General features: G+C 66.3%; 25 protein-coding genes. 14 read left to right on the top strand and 11 right to left on the bottom strand.

Going from position 1 to position 19323, the window contains the following annotated elements; all coding sequences use genetic code 11:
- Window positions 1–147 precede the first annotated feature (147 nt).
- The gene (locus NJ1_RS14030) at window positions 148–636 is read right to left on the bottom strand and encodes a MarR family winged helix-turn-helix transcriptional regulator (protein ID WP_067693160.1); all 489 of its coding nucleotides are present in this window, start codon (window positions 634–636) and stop codon (window positions 148–150) included.
- Window positions 637–714: 78 nt separating this feature from the next.
- On the opposite strand from NJ1_RS14030, the gene NJ1_RS14025 reads away from it, so the two are divergent.
- The 3 genes from NJ1_RS14025 (at window position 715) to NJ1_RS14015 (ending at window position 2493) form a co-directional block, all read left to right on the top strand.
- Window positions 715–1095, top strand: coding sequence for an antibiotic biosynthesis monooxygenase family protein (locus NJ1_RS14025; RefSeq protein ID WP_067693157.1), 381 nt, complete (start codon window positions 715–717; stop codon window positions 1093–1095).
- Window positions 1096–1208: 113 nt separating this feature from the next.
- A complete protein-coding gene (locus NJ1_RS14020; protein ID WP_067693154.1) occupies window positions 1209–1646 on the top strand; it encodes a DUF4267 domain-containing protein in 438 nt (145 codons plus the stop codon).
- A 280-nt stretch (window positions 1647–1926) separates the two neighbouring features.
- Window positions 1927–2493, top strand: a complete 567-nt coding sequence (locus NJ1_RS14015) for a hypothetical protein (protein ID WP_067693151.1) — start codon at window positions 1927–1929, stop codon at window positions 2491–2493.
- 47 nt (window positions 2494–2540) lie between these two features.
- On the opposite strand, the gene NJ1_RS14010 is transcribed toward NJ1_RS14015, so the two are convergent.
- On the bottom strand, window positions 2541–3275 hold the full coding sequence (locus NJ1_RS14010; protein WP_067693148.1) for an SDR family oxidoreductase: 735 nt from the start codon (window positions 3273–3275) through the stop codon (window positions 2541–2543).
- Between the two features lie 131 nt (window positions 3276–3406).
- Between NJ1_RS14010 and NJ1_RS14005 the strand changes: the two genes are divergently transcribed.
- Window positions 3407–4309 carry an AraC family transcriptional regulator gene (locus NJ1_RS14005; protein WP_084478180.1) on the top strand — a complete coding sequence of 301 codons (903 nt, stop codon included), beginning with the start codon at window positions 3407–3409 and terminating at the stop codon, window positions 4307–4309.
- A 107-nt stretch (window positions 4310–4416) separates the two neighbouring features.
- Here the strand turns inward: NJ1_RS14005 and NJ1_RS14000 are convergent, their stop codons facing one another.
- On the bottom strand, window positions 4417–5340 hold the full coding sequence (locus tag NJ1_RS14000; RefSeq protein WP_067693145.1) for an NADP-dependent oxidoreductase: 924 nt from the start codon (window positions 5338–5340) through the stop codon (window positions 4417–4419).
- A 67-nt stretch (window positions 5341–5407) separates the two neighbouring features.
- Entirely contained in the window at window positions 5408–6133 is a 726-nt protein-coding gene (locus tag NJ1_RS13995; RefSeq protein WP_067693898.1) for an SDR family oxidoreductase, read from the bottom strand.
- 105 nt (window positions 6134–6238) lie between these two features.
- On the opposite strand from NJ1_RS13995, the gene NJ1_RS13990 reads away from it, so the two are divergent.
- A complete protein-coding gene (locus tag NJ1_RS13990) occupies window positions 6239–7078 on the top strand; it encodes a LysR family transcriptional regulator (protein ID WP_067693895.1) in 840 nt (279 codons plus the stop codon).
- 112 nt (window positions 7079–7190) lie between these two features.
- Here the strand turns inward: NJ1_RS13990 and NJ1_RS13985 are convergent, their stop codons facing one another.
- Window positions 7191–7673: a type 2 periplasmic-binding domain-containing protein gene (locus tag NJ1_RS13985; RefSeq protein WP_067693141.1), complete on the bottom strand. Its 483-nt coding sequence runs from the start codon at window positions 7671–7673 to the stop codon at window positions 7191–7193.
- 94 nt (window positions 7674–7767) lie between these two features.
- Window positions 7768–7950 (bottom strand): hypothetical protein, encoded by a 183-nt coding sequence (locus NJ1_RS40190; protein ID WP_084478178.1) that lies wholly within the window; start codon window positions 7948–7950, stop codon window positions 7768–7770.
- A 427-nt stretch (window positions 7951–8377) separates the two neighbouring features.
- Here NJ1_RS40190 and NJ1_RS13975 point away from each other — a divergent pair, with 427 nt between their 5' ends.
- Genes NJ1_RS13975 through NJ1_RS13960 form a run of 4 tightly spaced genes read left to right on the top strand, consistent with a single transcriptional unit; the run spans window position 8378 to window position 11146 of the window.
- The gene (locus NJ1_RS13975; RefSeq protein WP_067693135.1) at window positions 8378–9256 is read left to right on the top strand and encodes a helix-turn-helix domain-containing protein; all 879 of its coding nucleotides are present in this window, start codon (window positions 8378–8380) and stop codon (window positions 9254–9256) included.
- On the top strand, window positions 9253–9462 hold the full coding sequence (locus tag NJ1_RS13970; RefSeq protein WP_067693132.1) for a DUF397 domain-containing protein: 210 nt from the start codon (window positions 9253–9255) through the stop codon (window positions 9460–9462). Before NJ1_RS13975 ends, NJ1_RS13970 begins: the two co-directional genes overlap by 4 nt.
- On the top strand, window positions 9462–10172 hold the full coding sequence (locus NJ1_RS13965) for an HAD family hydrolase (RefSeq protein WP_067693129.1): 711 nt from the start codon (window positions 9462–9464) through the stop codon (window positions 10170–10172). The genes NJ1_RS13970 and NJ1_RS13965 overlap by 1 nt, the downstream gene beginning before the upstream one ends.
- A gap of 59 nt (window positions 10173–10231) precedes the next feature.
- Entirely contained in the window at window positions 10232–11146 is a 915-nt protein-coding gene (locus NJ1_RS13960; protein ID WP_157573949.1) for an alpha/beta fold hydrolase, read from the top strand.
- Window positions 11147–11157: 11 nt separating this feature from the next.
- Here the strand turns inward: NJ1_RS13960 and NJ1_RS13955 are convergent, their stop codons facing one another.
- The gene (locus NJ1_RS13955) at window positions 11158–11991 is read right to left on the bottom strand and encodes an ATP-grasp domain-containing protein (RefSeq protein ID WP_084478170.1); all 834 of its coding nucleotides are present in this window, start codon (window positions 11989–11991) and stop codon (window positions 11158–11160) included.
- Between the two features lie 113 nt (window positions 11992–12104).
- On the opposite strand from NJ1_RS13955, the gene NJ1_RS13950 reads away from it, so the two are divergent.
- Window positions 12105–12992 carry an EamA family transporter gene (locus tag NJ1_RS13950; protein WP_218025191.1) on the top strand — a complete coding sequence of 296 codons (888 nt, stop codon included), beginning with the start codon at window positions 12105–12107 and terminating at the stop codon, window positions 12990–12992.
- On the opposite strand, the gene NJ1_RS13945 is transcribed toward NJ1_RS13950, so the two are convergent.
- The 3 genes from NJ1_RS13945 to NJ1_RS13935 form a co-directional block, all read right to left on the bottom strand.
- Window positions 12982–13461, bottom strand: a complete 480-nt coding sequence (locus tag NJ1_RS13945) for a DinB family protein (RefSeq protein ID WP_067693123.1) — start codon at window positions 13459–13461, stop codon at window positions 12982–12984. The two genes, NJ1_RS13950 and NJ1_RS13945, sit on opposite strands and share 11 nt — an antisense overlap.
- A gap of 123 nt (window positions 13462–13584) precedes the next feature.
- Window positions 13585–14034, bottom strand: coding sequence for a DUF6924 domain-containing protein (locus tag NJ1_RS13940; RefSeq protein ID WP_084478168.1), 450 nt, complete (start codon window positions 14032–14034; stop codon window positions 13585–13587).
- Between the two features lie 186 nt (window positions 14035–14220).
- Window positions 14221–14682 carry a DUF4189 domain-containing protein gene (locus tag NJ1_RS13935; RefSeq protein ID WP_067693120.1) on the bottom strand — a complete coding sequence of 154 codons (462 nt, stop codon included), beginning with the start codon at window positions 14680–14682 and terminating at the stop codon, window positions 14221–14223.
- Window positions 14683–14961: 279 nt separating this feature from the next.
- Here NJ1_RS13935 and NJ1_RS13930 point away from each other — a divergent pair, with 279 nt between their 5' ends.
- From NJ1_RS13930 to NJ1_RS13920, 3 genes are all read left to right on the top strand, one after another.
- Window positions 14962–15168: a hypothetical protein gene (locus tag NJ1_RS13930; protein ID WP_067693117.1), complete on the top strand. Its 207-nt coding sequence runs from the start codon at window positions 14962–14964 to the stop codon at window positions 15166–15168.
- A 304-nt stretch (window positions 15169–15472) separates the two neighbouring features.
- Entirely contained in the window at window positions 15473–16681 is a 1209-nt protein-coding gene (locus NJ1_RS13925; protein ID WP_084478166.1) for an alanine--tRNA ligase-related protein, read from the top strand.
- Window positions 16682–16743: 62 nt separating this feature from the next.
- Window positions 16744–17319: a dihydrofolate reductase family protein gene (locus NJ1_RS13920; RefSeq protein ID WP_067693114.1), complete on the top strand. Its 576-nt coding sequence runs from the start codon at window positions 16744–16746 to the stop codon at window positions 17317–17319.
- Between the two features lie 124 nt (window positions 17320–17443).
- Here NJ1_RS13920 and NJ1_RS13915 read toward each other — a convergent pair whose 3' ends face one another.
- The gene (locus tag NJ1_RS13915; RefSeq protein WP_067693112.1) at window positions 17444–18460 is read right to left on the bottom strand and encodes a DUF6670 family protein; all 1017 of its coding nucleotides are present in this window, start codon (window positions 18458–18460) and stop codon (window positions 17444–17446) included.
- A 167-nt stretch (window positions 18461–18627) separates the two neighbouring features.
- On the opposite strand from NJ1_RS13915, the gene NJ1_RS13910 reads away from it, so the two are divergent.
- Window positions 18628–19236, top strand: coding sequence for a TetR/AcrR family transcriptional regulator (locus tag NJ1_RS13910; RefSeq protein ID WP_067693109.1), 609 nt, complete (start codon window positions 18628–18630; stop codon window positions 19234–19236).
- Window positions 19237–19323 lie beyond the last annotated feature (87 nt).

The raw sequence follows: 19323 nt of genomic DNA, 5'->3' as shown, positions 1-19323 counted from the left end.
TTCGTAGGGTGTCATGAGCTTTGACCGACCGGGAGCCGCAAACTCATCGGCCGATCGGATCAGGAGAAGGGATCGGAAAGTTCCTGCCGCGTCAGGAACGATCTCGATTCGTCGACCGTGCTGAAGCCGGCCATCAGCGGACTGTGTTCATTGCGGTTCTCGACGCGCGCGGCGCCGTCGTTGCAGGCCGGGGTGGATGCCTGCAGGGAGTTCGGCGTGCGCGGCGATGCGATGGAGCAACGGAAGGAGCAGCGCTCGCTCGGGGCCGTCGAGTGGTGCGAGGATTTCCGCTTCCAGTGCGTCGGCCTCGGATTGAATCGCCGCGAGAGCCTCGCGGGCCTGATCGGTGAGGTGGACCGCGTGTGCGCGACGGTCAACCGGGTGCGTGCGCCGGGTGACCAGGGCGCGCTGCTCCAGCTCGTCGACGAGTCCGACCATCGCGTTGCGGTGCACCCGAAGTAGATCCGCGAGTTCCTGCTGACTGCGACCATCCGCTGCCGCGAGATGACCCAAGACCGCGAAGTGTGCCGGGTCCAGATCCAACCGCGTCAGCTGCTCGGTGAACCGGTACGCCACGTGATGGCCGATCTGCGACAACAAGAAGACCGCGCGCGAGTCCAACGGCTGGTTCACCATGACCTCATATTAGCGACTCAACAAGACTGTCACATAACAGGATTGACAGGTAATCGTATTGTCATTTAACGTGACAATATGTCGAACGCAACCAACTCCCCCCAGCCCGTCGACCTGGACACCGAAGCGCCCGTCACGGTGATCAATACGATGTCCGTCCCTGCGGCACAGCGGGACCTGTTCCTGCAACGCTGGCTCGGCACCGCCCAGTACATGGCGGCCGCGCCCGGGTTCCGCCGCACCCGGATGTTCCAAGCAGCCGGTGACGCGGCAGAGGCGGTGTTCGTCAACGTCGGAGACTGGGACAGCGGCACTGCGCTGGGCAAAGCCCTCGGCACGCCGGAATGGCGTGAGCTGACACTGCGGATGCAGGACGGCCTCGACCTCACCGCACGACCGATGATCTACCACCTCACCCTCGAGCTGACACCCGGCGAAATACCGACCACCGGAAGCTGACTCGACGATTCACCCCCCGGCCGGTCCGCACACGCGGAACCAGCCGAGCAAACCTCTCAGCAGGGCCGAATGCCTTGCCGGACAACATGTCTGAATCCCGCAGGAGCACAACCATGTCACGAAAGACCCTCAACACCGCTCTGGCCACCGCCGTCGTTCTATTCACCTTCTACCTCGCGATCTCATTCCTCCTGACTCCCGAGAGCGCCGCCCAAGGGTTCGGGCTGCCGAACATTCCCGCCGGCGATGGCGGCGGCTTCCTCATCGTGAAAGGCTGCCGCGAACTCGCGATGGGCCTGGGGACGGGGGTCCTGCTGGTGACCGGCCAGCGCCGCGCCCTGGGCTGGGTCATGCTGATGACTGCCGCCGCCCCGGTCGGCGACATGATCAACGTCCTGGCGCACCACGGCTCCACGGCCACCGCGCTCGGCGTCCACGGCCTGACCGCAGCGCTGATCGCCGCCACCGGCATACTGCTCCTCCGCGAAACCAGCGCCGCGCCCGAGACCCAGCAGTTGGCCACCCCCGCATCCGGCGCGCAACTCGCCTGAAATCGGCACGCCCACAACATATTTCACCTATGGGGACGCGATAGAACACCTCTACTGAACCGCTGTCGGCTACACCGCACTGGGTTTGCCGTCAGGCCTGCTCTACCGCGAACTCACCGAAATCCACCAATTTCACCGTTCCCGAACGCGCGGGTCACAGCAAAGTAGTGCGTTCGGATCGGTGAGTGTGGATGACCGGAGGTCGGCTGCGTCGAGCGGGCCTTCGGCCGTATCTCGATGGGGTGCTTGCTGAAATACCGACCGTACGCAGCCTGGGTCGATGATCACGAACGCGGATGACCGTGCGACCGCGCAGGTGATACACGCTCTGGCTGTACTGGCGGACAAGGGCATGCTCGACGAGGAGTGCTGGCCCGGTATCGCGCGAATCCTTCTCGATCAGGGGTTCCGATGGCCGGCCATCCGCGCTCTCGCCGCGCGCGACGAGCCGACCGAGTACCGGGTTCTGCTGATATTGAAAGACCTTGCCGCGCAGACAGAGCGAGATCTCGCAGATGGCCCGATCGCAGACCCCTGGGATGTGGTCGCCGGAATCTATGGACGTGCCTGGCGATTCGGGCTGCTCGACGAAACCTTGGCGATGTGGCGGATGGATCACGTCTGCTTCCATCTTCGAGGGCTGCCCGACGATGAACGCTGCCTCGGCATGAGGCTTCTGTGGCGGGCCATGGGTGTCAAGGAAGCCGACGGCGAATATCCTTCCGCGGACGTCCCCGCCCAAGCCGAAGCCGTTCTGGCCCAAGCCGACTCCCTACTCGCGCCACGAGCGCTGAGTTATACGCTGTGCGAAGCGATCCGGGCAGCCATGGACGATGCCGCGTACTGAGACCGACTGGCCTTGGACCGTCGCGCTGCCTGCGGCCCACCCACCGTTCAGAACATCCCACCACCGGCGTGGAGAGTTTGGCCGGTGATCCACCGGCCACCATCCGAGGCCAGGAAGGCGACCACATCCGCGATGTCAGCGGGTTCGGCGAGCCTGCCGAGTGGAATTCCGGCGGCGATAGCGGCGATCTGATCGGGCTGCACTGTCGCGGCGACTTTTTCGGTGCGGGTGGGGCCGGGGCGCACACTGTTCACGGTGATGCGGCGGGACGCGAGCTCGGTTGCCAATACCCGAACGAGCTGATCGCCTGCGGCTTTGCTGGCGGCGTACAGGCCCGCATCGGCGCGCGGAACCACCGCCGCGCCACTGGAAATGACGATGATTCGTCCGTCGTCCACCACATGGGTCGCGGCCGCGCGCAGGGTGGCGAACGTGGCTCTGGCGTTGGCGTCGAATACTCGGTCGTAGTCGGCATCGGTGGCCTGGGCCATCGGCGTGAAGTGGGTGACGGCCGCGCAGTGCACCACGATATTCGGGTCGCCGTACTGTGTGCGCGCGACCTCGAACATGCGGCTGACCTGTTCGGGCACAGCGACATCGGCACGCACTGCCGTGGCGTCACCGCCACCCGCGCGGATGGCGGCCACGACGGACTCGGCCGCCGCGGCATCGGAACGGTAGTTGACGATGATGCCCGCGCCCGGGGAACCGAGTCGCTCGGCGATGGCACGGCCGATGCCGTGTGCGGCACCGGTGACGATGACGGTCGGGGTGTGCGACATAGCGCTCTCCTGTCGATGATTCGAGATGGCTTGCGAAATGCTGTGCCGCACTGACGCTATTGCTCGACAATGATCCGAACCATGGCCAGTTATGCTCGAAACATGCTCAATCGGATCACCGGGGAGAGGCGATGGCGATCGACGTTCTGAGCGATGCGGTGGCCGCGCTGACAACGGCACCCGCCCTGTCGGTGCACACCAGCGCCCGCGCTCCCTGGGGATTGCGGTTCGGAGGACGGAGGGGATTCGGCTTCCACGTGATCGTGCACGGTGATTGCTGGCTGCTCCGTCAGGGCACCGAGCCGCTTGCGCTACGAGCCCGGGACGTCGTGCTGATGCCCAGCGGGGTGGTGCACTGGCTTGCCGACAGCCCCGATACCGCGCCCGCCGATCTGGTTGTGGACCGCCGCGTCGGAAGAATCGCCGTCGGCGGCGACGGCGCAGAAACCACCGTGGTGTCGGGGGCGTATCAGATCGAGACAGGCGCACGGCATCCACTGCTCACCGGCCTTCCCGATGTGGTTCACCTGTCCGGCCACGCACATTCTCGCCTGTACGGCGCTGTCGAATTGCTGAGCGCCGAGATCGAGGCGCGGGACCCCGGCGGCGACGCGATCGTCACCGCATTGGTGGACGCGCTGCTGATCTACATCCTGCGAGCGTGGCACGACGGGAGAACCACCGGGTGGACCGCGGCGATGACCGATCCGGCGATCGGCCGCACCCTGCACATGATGCACGCGAACCCCGCCGAACCATGGACCGTGGACCGACTGGCAAGCGAGATCGGCTTGGCGCGAGCCACTTTCATCCGGAGGTTCACAAGGCTGGTCGGTGAACCACCGCTGACCTACCTGACTCGCTGGCGGATGATCACGGCGGCCCGCCTGCTGCGCCGCGATCCGGCACCGCTGGCGGTCGTCGCCCACCAGGTGGGCTACACCTCGGAATTCGCCTTCGCCAAGGCGTTCAAACGGGAATACCAGCTCGCGCCGGGCGCCTATCGACGCGAGCATCGAGAATCGCTGCCGTAGGACACACCCCGGGCTCGCGAGCAGACCCAACCGACCGCCTGAACATTTCGTCGCCACCAGCCCTCCGGTGATCCCGTCGGCAGCGAGTTACGTTGTGGCGGTTCACCTCAGGGCATCAGCACGATCTTTCCGTGGGTGTGCCTGCGTTCGAGTTCGGCGTACGCCCGGCGAACCTGCGTCAACGGGTAGACGTTCGCGATCGGGACTTCGAGTTGTCCGTCGGCGATCAACTCGGCCAGTTCGGCGAGCACCTCGGCGCCCGCCCTGCCCTCGGTTCCGGGCTCGGTCTTGACCCCGTACTTCGCCGCCGCCGCGAAATCGATGGTCGTGTCGACCCACTCGGCTGGGACACCGAGGGCGAGCGCCAGTTCGACGTACCCGCCGCCGTAGGCGTCGATGAAGGCATGAATGCCGTTGGGCGCGTTGGCCTCGATCCGTTCACCGACGCCGTCACCATAGGCGACGGGGATCACGCCGTGGCTGCGCAGCCACTCGTGATTGCGCTCGCTCGCCAGGCCGATGACCGTGGCCCCGGCGCGGCGCGCGAGCTGGACGGCGAAGGAGCCGACTCCTCCGGCCGCTCCGGAGACGACGACGGTCTCGCCCTTCTCGAGCTGTATCGAATGCACTGCTCCCCATGCCGTCGTGCCGGCGATGTAGAGAGCGCCCGCCACCTCCCATGAGATGTTCTCCGGTTTGGGGGTGAGGTTGTCGATCTCGACCAGGACGAGTTCGGCATGAGCGGCCCGCAGCTCGGAGAATCCGATCACCTCGTCGCCCACCGAGAATCGGTCGACATCGGGACCGAGTTCGACGACCACTCCGGCCAGATCGCTGCCCTGCCCGGACGGAAATGTCGAGGGAAAAATGTCCCTCATCGCACCCGTGCGTACGGCCGCCTCTCCGGGGTTGATACCGGTCGCTCGCACCTGCACCAGGACCTGTGTGCCCGCGGGCACGGGGCGGTCGACCTCGTCGATCCGCAGGACGTCGATTCCGCCGAATTCGTCGTACCTGACAGCCTTCGTCATTGTCTTGCTTCTCCTTCGGCGCGCGATGGCAGGCTGAGGTCGGGAACGGTTCGCACCGGCGTGCCCGTCACCAGTGCACCGTTCCGGCATCGTCGAAGAATCCGCCCGTCGGTCCGTCCGCCCGCAGAGTCGCGAGGTGAATCGCGATCGCCGCCCCCTGCTCCGGTGTGCGGACGCCTTGGAAGCCGTTGAGGTCGGTGGCGGTGTAACCGGGGCAGCCGGAGTTGATCAGGATATTCGTGTCGCTCAGTTCCTTGGCGTACTGGATGGTGAGGGCGTTGAGGAAGGTCTTCGACGCGAGGTAGGCAGCGGGGACCTGGCCCATATCGATGCCGGGCGTGCTCTGCAGGGCGAGCGAGGCCACACTGCTGGACATGTTGACGATTCGCGGTGAGGCCGAGTCGCGCAGCATCGGCAGCATGGCGTTGGTGACACGCAGGACGCCGATCACGTTGGTTTCCACGACATCTCGCACGGTCACGGGATCGAGCGTGGTGGGTATCTGCGGCATGGCGCCGGCGATCGCGGCATTGTTGACCAGCACGTCGAGCCCTCCGGCATGCTCGGCGATCAGCTCGGCCGCGGCGGCGACGCTCGCGTCGTCGGTCACGTCGAGCGGCACACCGAACGCATCGGCCCCGGCCGCGCGCAGCTTCTCCACCGCGGTGTCGCGGCGTTCCCGATCCCTCGCGCCCACACCGACTCGCCAGCCGAGCGCGCCCAGGCCCGCGGCGATCTCGTATCCGATTCCTTTGTTCGCGCCGGTCACCAGCGCGATCGTCCGTTCACTCATGCCGTCGATCATGTTGCCGACTCGGATGCGGCGTCCAAGACCGATCGAGTGCTCGGGGATACCGCACGGGTATCGGCCGTGGTGAGCGCCGAATATGATGGCATCGTGGAGACACGGGAGATGCGATACTTCGTCGCCGTCGCCGAGGAGTTGCACTTCGGGCGGGCGGCACAGCGGCTCGCGATGGCGCAACCACCGCTGTCGCGGGCGATCCAGCAGCTCGAACGACGGCTCGGAGTCGTTCTGCTGCACCGCACTTCGCGCGCGATCGGATTGACCGAGGCCGGATCGGTGCTGCTGCGCGAGGCCCGGCTCGCACTCGAAGCGGTCGAGGCCGCCGAGCGGCGAACCCGCCGGGCCGCGCCCGACCATCCCGGGATGGTGTTGGCCGCCAAGGCCGGAGCCTCCAGCGAACTGCTGTCCAAACTGCTGCACGCCTACGCCGCCGAACCGGACGCCGTGGCGGTCGAGGTGATGCTGTGCGCGCCGGGCCAACCGGAAACCCTGCTGCGCACCGGACACGCGGATGTCGCTCTGCTGCACCGGCCCTGGGACGCGACAGCCGGATTCGACACCGAGGACCTGTGCACCGAGCAGCAGGTCGTGGTCCTGCCCTCCGGTCACCCCCTCGCCACCCGGGCGTATGTGCCGATGGCCGAGGTCAAAACCCTGACGAACCTGCCCCTGCCACGCTGGCCGGGACCGGATGGCAGCTACCCGGCCGGTCCCGGCCCGAAGGTGCGCGACCATACCCAACTGTTCCAACTGATCGCGCTCGGACTCGCGTGCGCGCTCGTGCCCGAGTCCCTTCGAGCCCAGTTGCGCGACGACCATGCCATCGTCCCCGTCCCGGACGCACCAGCCGTCACGACCGTCATCGCCTGGCCACCACACAGCAGGTCCAAAGCCGTTGCCCACCTTGTCCATACCGCCACGCGTCTCTAGCGGCACCTCAGGGTCGAGCACGGCCGACGTTGGGTGATCCCCGAGACGACGGTGAGCATCGCGGTGGAAGGCGTGCGGATCGACGACCACAGGTCGGCATGTGACGGCCCGATCAGTCGCGCTGCGCGCCCTCGGGCCAGATGACATCGATGGGCAGACCGCGTGCATCGGCCAGCGCGACGACGGTCCCGGTTCCGCTGCGCTCGCCGGATTCGCCGTCCCACACCGCGATCAAGCGCTCCACACAGGACAGCACGGCCTCGTTCGCGGCTTCGTAGGCCGGGGCACCGGCCTCGTCGAAGTCCATGGTCCGCACCTGCGTCGCGCGCGCGATCAGCTCGTCGAACAGCTCGACGTGGTCGGGCTCGACCTTCCGTTCCCGGTAGCCCCGGGTCGGCAGGACGACCTCCAACCGGCCGCCCACATCCAGCACCGCGCGCGCGAACACACTGTCCGCGCCGCGCGCCAGACAGCTCACACCCACCAGGTCTGCCGGATCCCCCGCCGCCACCAGAATCCGCACGATCCCATCGCGAATCAAAGGAACCGAATCCGGCGTGATGTTCATGTGCCCGGTGACACCGATGCGAGTCATCCCCCCTCTATACCCGGATATCGGCGACGGGCGCATACCGCCACGCACTGCGCCGCCGCCCGGCCCGCTCGCCGACACCCCGGATCTCGGCTCGTCATCCACCCGAGAATTCCGAATCCGACTTGGCCCGTAGCCAATACAGGATCGCGGTCAGATAGTGCTTCGCCTCGCACGCCTGCGGGCAATCCACGTGCGCGCGCATGAGTTCCTCCGCCACTTCGAGCCTCAGCACAGGCTCGCTCGGCATCGGATGGTCGACTTCGGCGCGGGTGGTCACAACGACCTCTCGGACGTCGCCGTGGCGCGGTGTGCGGGTATCGACGCCGCGCCCGCCGGAACGATGCGCCCGGCCTCGATCAGTGTGCGTCGAGCCTGGGACTTCGCCGCACAGACGGAGATCGGACATGCCTTGTGTTCCTGCATGATTCGATGCGCTCGCACGGAGCTCATCGTCTCTTCCGGAACGGATTCGTGGTCGATCGGTGGAAGGCCGAGCATCTTCGGTCACATCCTCGAGGTGGTCGACTGATTGGTTGTCGCCCGGTCGCGAGTACATCGCACGACGCGAGGTAACTACAGGTCTACCTGCCTCGCGACGCCTTTGGAATGTTCCATGAAGCAAAGTGCGCCAAAACAATTCCAGGTTCCAGATACGCACGGATAATCATTCCTGAATTGCATAAGACCGATAGCGAGGCTAAGCGATGGCCACAGGTTCCACTGTTCCACGTCGCCTGATCGGGCGGACGCTCAAGCAGCTCCGCGAGCAATCCGGCGTGCCACAGGTCAAGGCGTACAAACTCATCGACGTGTCACCGCAGACACTGTGGCGAATCGAGACCGGGCAGCCCGGCCCGAAGATCCGCGAGATCGACGTCGACGCGCTGTGCAGGCTGTACGGCGCCGATGACGACACCATCTCCGCGCTGATCGGCTTGGTCGCGGAAACCAAGAGTCCAGGATGGTGGCATGACTACGGAGCCGCCGTACCGAGCTACTTCGATCTCTACCTGGGCATGGAGGAGGCTGCCCGGAAGCTGACCACCCTCCACGGGTCTCTACTGCCGGGCTTGCTCCAGACGCCCGGCTATCGGCGCGCGGTGATCTGGGCCGCGATTCCGGGCATGCCGACGGTGGAAGTCGAACAGCGCATCGAGATCTCGGCCAAACGGCAGGAACGGCTGACCGAGGATCCGGCCGACTTCAGCGTCACCGCGTACCTCTGCGAGTCAGCCCTGCGCTGGCCGATCGGAGGCCCCGCCGTGATGGCCGAACAACTGCATCACATCGTGGAGGCATCGAAGCTGGCCACGACGTCAATTCGCGTGGTGCCCATGGGAACTACTACGCCGTTGCCGCTCATAGTTGGTACGTTCACATTGATGGAGTTCCCGGCGTACGCGGACACCCGTCTGACGGAACCCCCGTTGGTTTACGTGGAGGGGTACACGGGCGCACTGTACCTGGACAAGCCCACAGAGCTGGACCAGTACCGGGCAGCTTGCAAGACGCTCAACGCCACGGCGCTGAGCGAGCAGAAAACCAGGCAACTGGTGCTGAGCATCGCGAAGGAGCACGAGTGAGTACCGAGCTGTCCAAGGCGGATTGGTTCAAGAGCAGCCGCAGCGGCCCGAACCAAGACTGTGTCGAGGCTGCTCACCTGAGCGAGGGCTCGATCGGCGTGCGCGACTCCACACTGGGCACACGCAGCCCCGTACTGGTCTTCGGACCGGCCGAATGGGACACCTTCACCGGGGCTGTGCAGTCGGGAAAGTTCGACCTCTCGTAGTGGCACCCAGCGACGTTGCACCTCGCAAGCTCGTGCTCTGGGATCTGGACGGCACTCTGCTGCATCCCGCCGGTTTCGGCCTGCACGTGATGGGTTCCGCCTTCCTGCGACTGTTCGGCGTGGACGCTCCGACCGGCATCTCCTTCGCCGGCCGGACCGACCGCGCCATTCTCCGGGACCTGATCGCCGCTGCCGTGCCGGCGCACGCGCATCGCCAGGACGAGCTCCACCGGCTCGCCGCCGACGTCGCCGAAGACTCCCGCGCTCTCTTCCGCTCCGGCGGCGGCAGAGCCCTGCCCGGAGCATTGGAATCCATTGCGGCCCTTGCTCGAAACCCCGATGTCGTCCAATCCGTCCTCACCGGAAACCTCGAGCGAATCGGCAGGCTCAAACTCGCCGAGATCCAGGCCGACGACCACTTGGACCTGGAGGTAGCCGCCTTCGGCGACGATCACGCGATCCGGGCCGACCTCGTCGTCGTGGCCCGTGAACTGGCCGAGAAGAAGTACAACGCCCAATTCACCGGCCGCGCAATAGTTCTGATCGGCGACACCCCGCTGGACATAGCGGCCGCAGCCGCCCACGACGCCCTCGCCATCGCGGTGGCCACCGGCCGCTACTCCCCCGCCGAACTCTCCGACGCCGGAGCACATCTCGTCCTGCCCGACCTCCTGCACACCGACGCACTCCTCGCGGCGATCGAGAGTTAGCGACGCACGCGTTGCGGCAGCACGACATCGACAGTTCCCGACGACAGGAGCGCTCCGGCATGGTGGAAGACACCGCACATACGGCGAACGCTCCGAGGGGAACGCTCCACGAACTCGCGGACGGGGCACTGCTGCTGCATCGCTCCGGCATCGGCGGACCACCCGTGGTGTTCCTGGCCGGCGGCGGGATGTCAGGGCTGTACTACTGGAAGGTGCACGAACTCGTGGCCGGGTTCACCACGAGCGTGCTCTACGACCGCCGGGGTCTGGGCTGGAGTTCGTCGGCGGAGTTGCCGCGCAGCGGCATACAGGTGACCGATGATCTGCGCGAATTGCTGCGCGTCGCGAACGTGCCCGGCCCGTACGTCCTGGTCGGGCATTCGCTCGGCGGCTTGTACGCACGCCTCTACGCGAAGCGGTTTCCCGGCGACGTAGTCGGCATGGTGCTGCTCGACCCCACACACGAGCAGATCGTCGACTACCTCTCCGAGGAGAAGGCGCGACTACTGAGCAACCCGAGTACCGCCGACCCGCTCCCACCCGACCGGCTCGACGCGATGCGCGCCACCTACCGCGCCGCCTTCGGCCAAGCCCTGGCCGAATGGCCCGCCGACCTCCGTGAGCCGCTGCTGGATCAGGGGTTCAGCCACAACGGCTTTCGACAATCCCTGCGCGAACCGATGAACCTGCCTCGCCTCTTCGACGAGGTCCGCGCCGCCGGTCCCGACCCGGATGTGCCCCTCACCGTCATAGCCGCGATGGGCACCGACACCATCGCCGAGGAACTCACTCCGCCCGAGGCGCACGCCTCCCTGGCCGAGTCCACCCACACCAAGAACCGCCTGTACACCGACCTGACCACCGCCCTCCCCCAGGCCGAGATCCGCCACCTGCACGACGTCGGACATTCGACTATCGCCTGGCTCCGCCCGGACGCGATCGCCGAGACGATCCGCGACATGATCGGACACTGAGAAAGCCCGCGCTACGGCATCGCGGCCGCCAACAGCTCGTCCCACCGCCGCATCACCAATTCCGTGTACAGGTCCGCACCGATGCCGTACGCGCCGAGCGCATACCCATCATTCGCCTCCACGAGCGCGGTCACACCGTTCACCAGCACTCCGAAGTCGATACCGTAGGCCGCTGGTGCGGTTCCCGAGCCGCGATACGCGGCGACCGCTGCCTCGACCACATTCATATCGAGCGCCATCGACGCGTCGCCGTCGTAGTGGCCGATCGACACAACGCGATCTTCGATCACATAGATCCGATACTCCGTAACCCACTGGACCACCTGCGAACACCAGACCCGCTGTCTGCGACTCACATTGCCCAGTGCGGCGATATCTCGTTCCGAATAGCAGACAGCCCCGGTGAAATACTTCCGCCGCTCCGCGGGCTTCACGAATACCGCAGGCATGGAGCCGATTTCGAGTCCCCGCTCCACGTCCGTGAGTGTCGAGTTCCATACTCGACGCCCGAGGAATTCGTTCAACGCCTCCGGGTAATCGTCCGGTGGTGGTACAGCGATCCCGAGTTGCCCCATTGCGCCGTGCATCGCGTCCATGTCACCGGCGATGAACGTATCCGCTCCCAACGGCAACTGCCGCCGGTGAATTCGCTTGATCGTGTAGTACCGCACAGGAATCCCGAGGCGACCGAGACCCTGCTGTAGCAGCGTCTCCTCATCACGCATGGGACCTTTGCCCGAGTACTGGAGAAACGCCGTGGTGATCATGGTGAGGCCGATCATGCCCGACCGCGCGCCGAGCTCCGCGGCACGGTGTGCGGTGTTCGGGGCGGTGGCCTGCCGCACATCGGCTGACCACGGGTAATTCTGTGGACACCCAGGATCGGCGTGCCCACAGTGCAGGGGTGACGAGAAGCGATGGGTGGGTGTCGGTCCGGAGCCGGGCTACCGGGTGGAGTGTGACGTCGTGGGTGCTGTTCGCGAGTTCGGGGCCGCTGGCGAAGGCGGTGATGATGGCGGGCTGGTCGGCGGCCGCGGTGACAGCGGCGCGCATCACGCTGGCGGCGGTGGTTCTCGTGCCCGTGGTCGCCGTGGTCAGGCCGTGGGCACTGAGGTTCGGGTGGGGTGACGTGTGGCTGTTGCTGGGCAGCGGGGTCGTCGGCGTGGCCGGGGTGCAGCTCCTGTTTTTCGTTGCGGTGGAGCGGGTTCCGGTGGGGGTGGCGATGGTTCTGGTCAATCTCGCACCGGCGCTGATCGCGCTGTGGGTGCAGCTCGTGCGACGCGTCCGACTCCCCGGACCGGTGTGGCTGGGAATCGGATCGACGATGGTCGGACTCGTCCTCGTCGCGCAGGTCTGGGAGAGCACACGGCTGGACGTGCTGGGCATCGCGGCAGGTCTGGGCGCGGCGGTCTGCTCGGCTGGATTCTTCATCCTCGGCGAGCACGGCGCGCGCACGCACGACCCCGTCGGACTGACCGCGATCGGGTTGGCCGTCGGCGCGGTGGTGATCACGGTGTTCGCCCGGGTATGGCCCGTGCCGACCGACTTGCTCACCGCCCCAGCGATACTCGGCGATCTGCGCACACCGATATGGCTGGTGCTGCTGGTATTGGCTGTGGCCGGGACGGTATTGCCCTACGTGGCCGGGCTTCATGCCTTGCGTACCCTGCCCGCCACGCTGGCCGGTGTGCTGGCCGTGGTGGAACCACTCGTCGCCGCCGCACTCGCATGGCTGTTGCTCGGCCAATCGCTGCGTCCAGCACAGTTGCTCGGCGCGGCGGTGATGCTGTGCGGCGCGATCCTGGTGCAGCTGACGATGCCCGATCCCGTTCGACTCAGTCGGTGAGAATCTGTTCGCGGAGGATGTCGGCGTGGCCGCAGTGGTGGGCGAGTTCACGCAGTACCTGCAGGTAGACCCAGTGGAGGGTGCGCGGGCCGGAGCGGTGGCCCGTCGCGATGGCGGTCAGGGGGAGGTCGGCGACGGTTGCGCGGGCGGTGGCGCAGGCCGCTCGGTGCGCAGCGGTCACCGAGGCGATGGTGTCGTCGTCGGAGAGGCGGAAGGAATCGTCCGGACTCTGCACCAGGCCGAGCTCGCGGCGGGTCGTGCCGCCGACGCACTCCTCGAACCACACCCGTTGCATCCAGGTGACGTGCTTGAGCAGACCGAGCAAGGTGGTCGCGGAGGGGACGAGCCGGCGGCGGGCCTGCTCCTCGGTGAGGCCGTCGAGAGTCTTCTCCATGGCCGTGCGGTACTCCTCGATGAACGCATCGAGCTGGGTGCGTTCGTCCTGCAGCGGTACATCGAACGAACCCATCGGAGTCTCCCGTCGTCTCGCAGGCCGAGCATGCACCCTCTCGCACGGGAGGCTGCGCCGCCCGGCACTTCACGCTATCGGATCCCTCTTACGGCCCGTCAGCCGTCTTCGCGACAGTGGTCCTCAATCCCCGAAGCCGCGGAACACTCCGTCCGAATCGACCGCTCCCGCAAAGTCTTCGAAGTCCATGTTCGCCTGCGTGAGATTGACTTCGACCAGACACACCTCGCGCGGAAGAATCCGGAAGGTCGGCAGGGTCGGACCAGGCTCACCGCCGCCGCTGTGATCGACGACCAGGATCGGATGCTCGGGATCGCGGATGGCCCGTTCATCGACGATGTAGATGTAGTAGGACTGCGGTGTCAGCAGCTTCTCGAGACCCTCGACCGTGACGGCGGTCAGGGCGGGCTCGTCGACGACGGTGAGTCCGTACATCACATCGAGTCCGTCCGGCTCGTACGACCGATTCACCGCCTCGAGCGTCGCGCGCCACGCGGCGTCGTCGGTGAAATCCGTTCGCACCAACAGCGATTCCTCGCCGGGTAGCACCGACTTCGGTGAATTGCTCTGCATGGAAGGCGAAGTCCTCACTGTCGAACGACTCTCATCGGGTTCACCGGCGCACCCCACCGCCCCAGGCACGATCGCCAGTACCGCGAGCATCGCGCGAAGCAATCTGATCATCACACCTCCAGTCGGAACTCGAGTTGTAGCACGCGCCGCCGACAGTCCTCACCGTCGGCGGCACGCCCCAGCCAGTCACACGTCGGCTGTGCAGACCACCTCACTGACGTGGGTCTGAGAGAGTTCCGCGGACCCGACATTGGCGAGAATGGAGGGCGGGTAATAGCGGGAAAGACTCGAATAGGCGCCCCGCAACGCAGATTCTCGATCGGGCCCCACACCGGTTCCGACGCCGTAGCTGGTGTCGTTGTCGGTGTACACCAGCGCGCCACACCCGTTCGCCCAGTGCGCCAGCACAACACAATCGGTGGCGCCGTCCCAGGCGCAGTTGTCCAGCGCCTGGTTTATCGCCAGCTCCGGATTCGCCACATCGACACTGGTGCCGTAATTCCACCCGTCCAGGCTGAAGGCGATCGCGGCGAACAGGTCGGACCCGTCCGGAGTGACAACAGCATCCGCCGTACCGGCCCCGATCATCGACCCCGCCGCGAAACCCGCCGCAGCGACCGCGACGACGACCTTACCAATGACACTCATCAAGCACTTTCTCCTGTGAACACGCAGATTCGAACTCGACGAATCTTCGCCGAACACTGCCGGATTCGCGCAATCAACGCCCAGGATCACTCCGGCCACTCCGAGCTATCACGATGGGCGTGAAATCACTGCCGCACGCGCCCCGCCGGTCTGAACCCGCCGATGGATACCACCCGTTCATCTTCCGGCGCGGTTTCGGCCTGCGTGACCCTCGACGGCTCGTAACATGATGCGTTCCAGCGCGATTCAGTCGGGGCGGGACAATGACGGGATTGCCGAATGAATGGACTGCGACCGCTGCGGGAATTGGTTCGGCCGGTGGTCGGTGCGATGACAGCGCTGGCCCTGTGCCTCGGGGGCCTAGCGCTGCAGCAGCATGTCAGCCGGCCGGAAATGCAGCCGGCGGGGGTCGAAGTGGGACCGATCACCAAGCCGTGGCCCACGAGCACGGTGCCGCCGAGCCATTGGCTCGAACCCGGGCGCTGAGTGGTACCGCTTCCGAACTTCAGCCCAGACGCAGGCGAACCATGGGGAGCGTATCGACCGGCGCACCAGTGGCCTGCTAGATAATCGCTCGCGCCCGCCGCGGCGTCATTGCTACCGTGCCGTCATGCGAGTCCCTTCGCGATTCACCGCCGCTGCCGCGCGAGCTATCAGCTCCCCGGCCGCCGCTGCCTGACCTCTTCTCCCCACCGGCGACCGGAAACGTCCGCCGGTGCGCCGAGTCTCGTTGCCCGACTTGCCCTGTGCGGTCGCTTCCGGTCGATATCGATTCGACGGAGCACCCACCATGATCACCACCGATCAGACCATCAGCACCTTCCTCGACTTCTTCCACGAGCGCGGGCACCGGCGCACGCCGGGTGGATCACTCGTGCCCCCGCCCGGGGACCCGGTGCTGTTCACCACCTCCGGAATGCATCCGCTCACCCCGCATCTGAGCGTCGGCCGACATCCGCTGGGCCGCCGCCTGACCGGACTGCAACGCTGCCTGCGCACCACCGATCTCGACGAGGTCGGCGACAGCACCCACCTCACCGTCTTCGAGATGCTCGGGTCGTGGTCGTTCGACGACTACGACTGCCCACAGAGCGTGCGGTGGGGCCATGAGCTGCTGCGCGACGGGTTCGGTATCGAGCCCGATCGCCTGCACGTCACGGTTTTCGGCGGAGACGATCAAGTGCCGCCGGATCACGAATCGTGGCGGGTCTGGGACGAACTGGGGATACCGGTCGAACCGACCACACACGAGAACTGGTGGTCCAACGGACCCACCGGACTGTGCGGTCCCGATACCGAGATCTTCCTCTGGACCGGCCCCGAAAAGCCGCGCGGCACACCGACTTCCGACGATCGATGGGTGGAGGTGTGGAATCACGTCATGATGCGCTACCTCCGGCATCCGGACGGCAGCCTCGAACCGCTGCGCAGGCCCTGTATCGACACCGGGCTCGGGGTCGAGCGGCTGGTGCGAATCCTGCAGGGCATGCCGTCCGTATTCGAGATCGATGTCTTCGAGCCGTGGACGACCGGCCTCACCGAGCTCTGGGGACCGCTGGACGAGCCGACGTCGCGGGTGCTGTCGGATCACCTGCGTTCCGGCGTCGTCATTCTCGGCGACGAGGTGATGCCGTCCCCGAACGGACGCGGCCACATCCTGCGCCGATTGATCCGCCGGATGCTGACCACCCTGTGGCGCGAGGACCCCACCCGAACCCTGTCCGATCTGCCGGTGGACCTCGTGCGGCACACCCTCGACCACTTCCGCCAGCTACGCGATCCACACCGGGTGCGCACCGTTCTGCTGCACGAGGAACACAAATTCCGGTCGCTGCTCCGGCGCGGAGAACAGGTGCTCTCCCACCGCCGATTCACCGGCCCTCTCGATGAGGACGACTACCGATACCTGCACGACACGCACGGACTTCCCCGTGGTCTCGTGGAGTTTCTGCGTACCGGGGACGATGTCGTCGCTGTCCGAGACCGCGATATCGACTGACCGATAGGCTTGCGGCAAGCGGCGGTCGGGCGACCTCCACCATTCGACCTCAGGAGGACTACATGACACGCGAACTCGTCTACACGGGCTTCATGTCGGTGGACGGCGTCGTGGATTCACCGGGCGGGAAGGTGGAGGGGCACCGCAGCGGCGGCTGGGTGCGCGAGACCGAGTTCGTGCCCGAGGCCTACTCGCTCAAGGGCGAGGAGCTCGCCGATACCACGGCGCTGCTGTTCGGCCGCCGCAGTTACGAGGCGTTCGCGCCGGTCTGGCGCGATTCGCCCGAGCACTCCGTGTACAAAGAGCTGCCCAAGTACGTGCTCTCGACCGGATTGAACGACAGCGATCTGCTCGAGGGCTGGGGTTCCACCACGATCCTGCGCTCCGTCGACGACATCGCCGCACTCAAGCAGACCGAGGGCGGCGCGATCTTCGTGCACGGCAGCGCCGAGCTGGCCCGGAGCCTGTCCGACGCCGATCTGATCGACCGGTACAACCTGCTGGTGTTCCCGGTGCTGCTGGGCGAGGGCAAGAGCCTGTTCAGCCGCGCGGACCGGGACAAGCGGCAATTGCGCCTGCGGGAGTCGGAGACCTACTCCAACGGCGTCGCCAAGCTCGTGTACGAGGTCGTGCGCTGAGCGGAATCGGACGCGATCCCGCCATCACGCCCCTCGCGTAGCCGCTGCGCGGTGCGCCCGGCGTACCGTCGCAGCGGATCTGGCGTTGCTCGGCGCAGGCCCGAGTTCGTTCCGGATTCAGGGCTCAGCGTGTGCCGATGTATTCGATGTACCCGGTTCCGGTGACCGCTTTGCCGCGGAACCGGCCGGTGTACCAGTAGCTGCCGACGTATCCGCCGGCCATTCCGTAGACGTAGTCGTCGTTGCCGGTGCCGTGAATCTCGATGAGCGCGTTGCCGTTCGTGTCATCGACGCTCCAGGTGAACTCCTGTGCCAAGCGCATCGACAGCCCGTTGGGAGTCTCGCGGGCGGTGGGTTCGAGCCGGTGGATATCGAGGGCGAAATTGTTCTCGTAGGTGCCGCCGTGATCGGTGAGCGAGCGGACGTAGACCGCCTGCTGAACGGGCAGGCCGAACGGCCCGCGCACCTCCGTCATGAGCACCTGGGTGGTGTCGTCGATATTGATGACGTGGTAGGTGAAGAACGTGAACGGCAGCGGAACGGCAACGCCGCGTGCATATTCCAGAGTGTTGAGTCCGGACAGCTCGATCGTGCGGCCGCCGAACACGACGGTCCCCTCGTACGTGCACAGCAGCGACCAGTGGTCGTACAGGCCGCCGCGCAGCTTGGCGAAGTGGGAGATCTTGTCGGTGGCGTGCACACGCAGGTCGAGTTCGAACTCGGGGTTTCGGTAGGCGACCGTGAAATGGGGGTGGGTGCCCGAGAGCTCGAAGTCGTCACCGAAGCGGATCACGCTCGCGTCGGGAGCCAGCTCGAGATCACGTCCGACCCGGTAGCCCCGGAACTGACCGGGGAAACGCACAGCGGAGCCGATGAGCAGGTTCGCGGTGTCGGCATCGGTGGTCTCGACCAGATGATCGTTGCGCCACAACGTGATCCGAGGTTGACCGATCACCGCGATCACATCGAGGAAGTTCAGGGGCGCGGGAAGATTCGGCAGCATCAGGCCGTAGTGCGCGGTGGCGTATCGGCCGCGAGGCGGATGGAACGCGGTCTCCGGGTCGAACGGCGTGCCACGCAATCCGTAGGACGCGGACGCGCCGCGTTGAAGAGTGTGGAGTACAGCGTCTTTCCAGCCCATCTCGGGATTCCTCTCGCTACAGCATTGTATACGTTACCGACGGTAGCAGACAGAATTGACCTACGAGTCATTTGATGTGTCATGCTTTACCCGGCGGGCGAGATCGAGGTTCGAACGTACGAACCACTACCGTCGATCGAGGTTCCCGGACAGGAGGCGGTGAGCAGATGGCGAGCAGATCCGGCAGCAAAGGCATGCCGCGCGACGAGCGGGAGGCGCAGATCCTGGACGCGGCCGCCGTGGAATTCGGGACCAGGGGCTATGCCGCGGTCCTTGTCGCCGATGTCGCCGCACGCGCGGGGGTGTCCAAACCGCTTGTATACCAATATTTCTCATCGAAGGACGGCCTGTTCGCGGCGTGCGCGGAGCGGGCCGGATCGGCCTTGTCCGCCGGGATCGCCGACGCCATGGCGACATCGGACCCGAGCTTCCGCAGCGCCGCGACGGCGGTGCTCGATGCCATCTTCACCGCGCTGGAACCACGCCCCCACGACTGGAACGTGCTCTACGACCGCAGCGTTCCCCGCGACTCGGACGCCGCCGTCACCGCACGCCGCCATCGCGCGACCATCGCCGAACAGGCCGCCACCGGAGTCGGATCCGCGTTCGCGACGGCCGAACTCACCGATCCGCGTGATCTCGCCGTGCTCACGCGCGTCTGGATGAACAGTGTGAGCGCGGTCGTGTCGTGGTGGCTGGACAATCCCGATCAGACGGCCGCGCAGATGAGCGCTCGCGCACACCGGGTGCTGCTCGCTCTCACCGCCGCACAGTGAGCCGCGTGGCCGGGGCACATCGAATCGTCGCGGCCCCGCCACACGACGGCGCCCGGACAGTGCGCTTTCGCCACACCGTCCGGGCAC

Origin of the sequence: Nocardia jejuensis NBRC 103114, from assembly GCF_001613145.1 — a bacterium.
GTDB lineage: Bacteria > Actinomycetota > Actinomycetes > Mycobacteriales > Mycobacteriaceae > Nocardia > Nocardia jejuensis.
The sequence above is the reverse complement of the archived record's forward strand: the minus strand, read 5'-3'. Positions and strand labels throughout refer to the sequence as shown.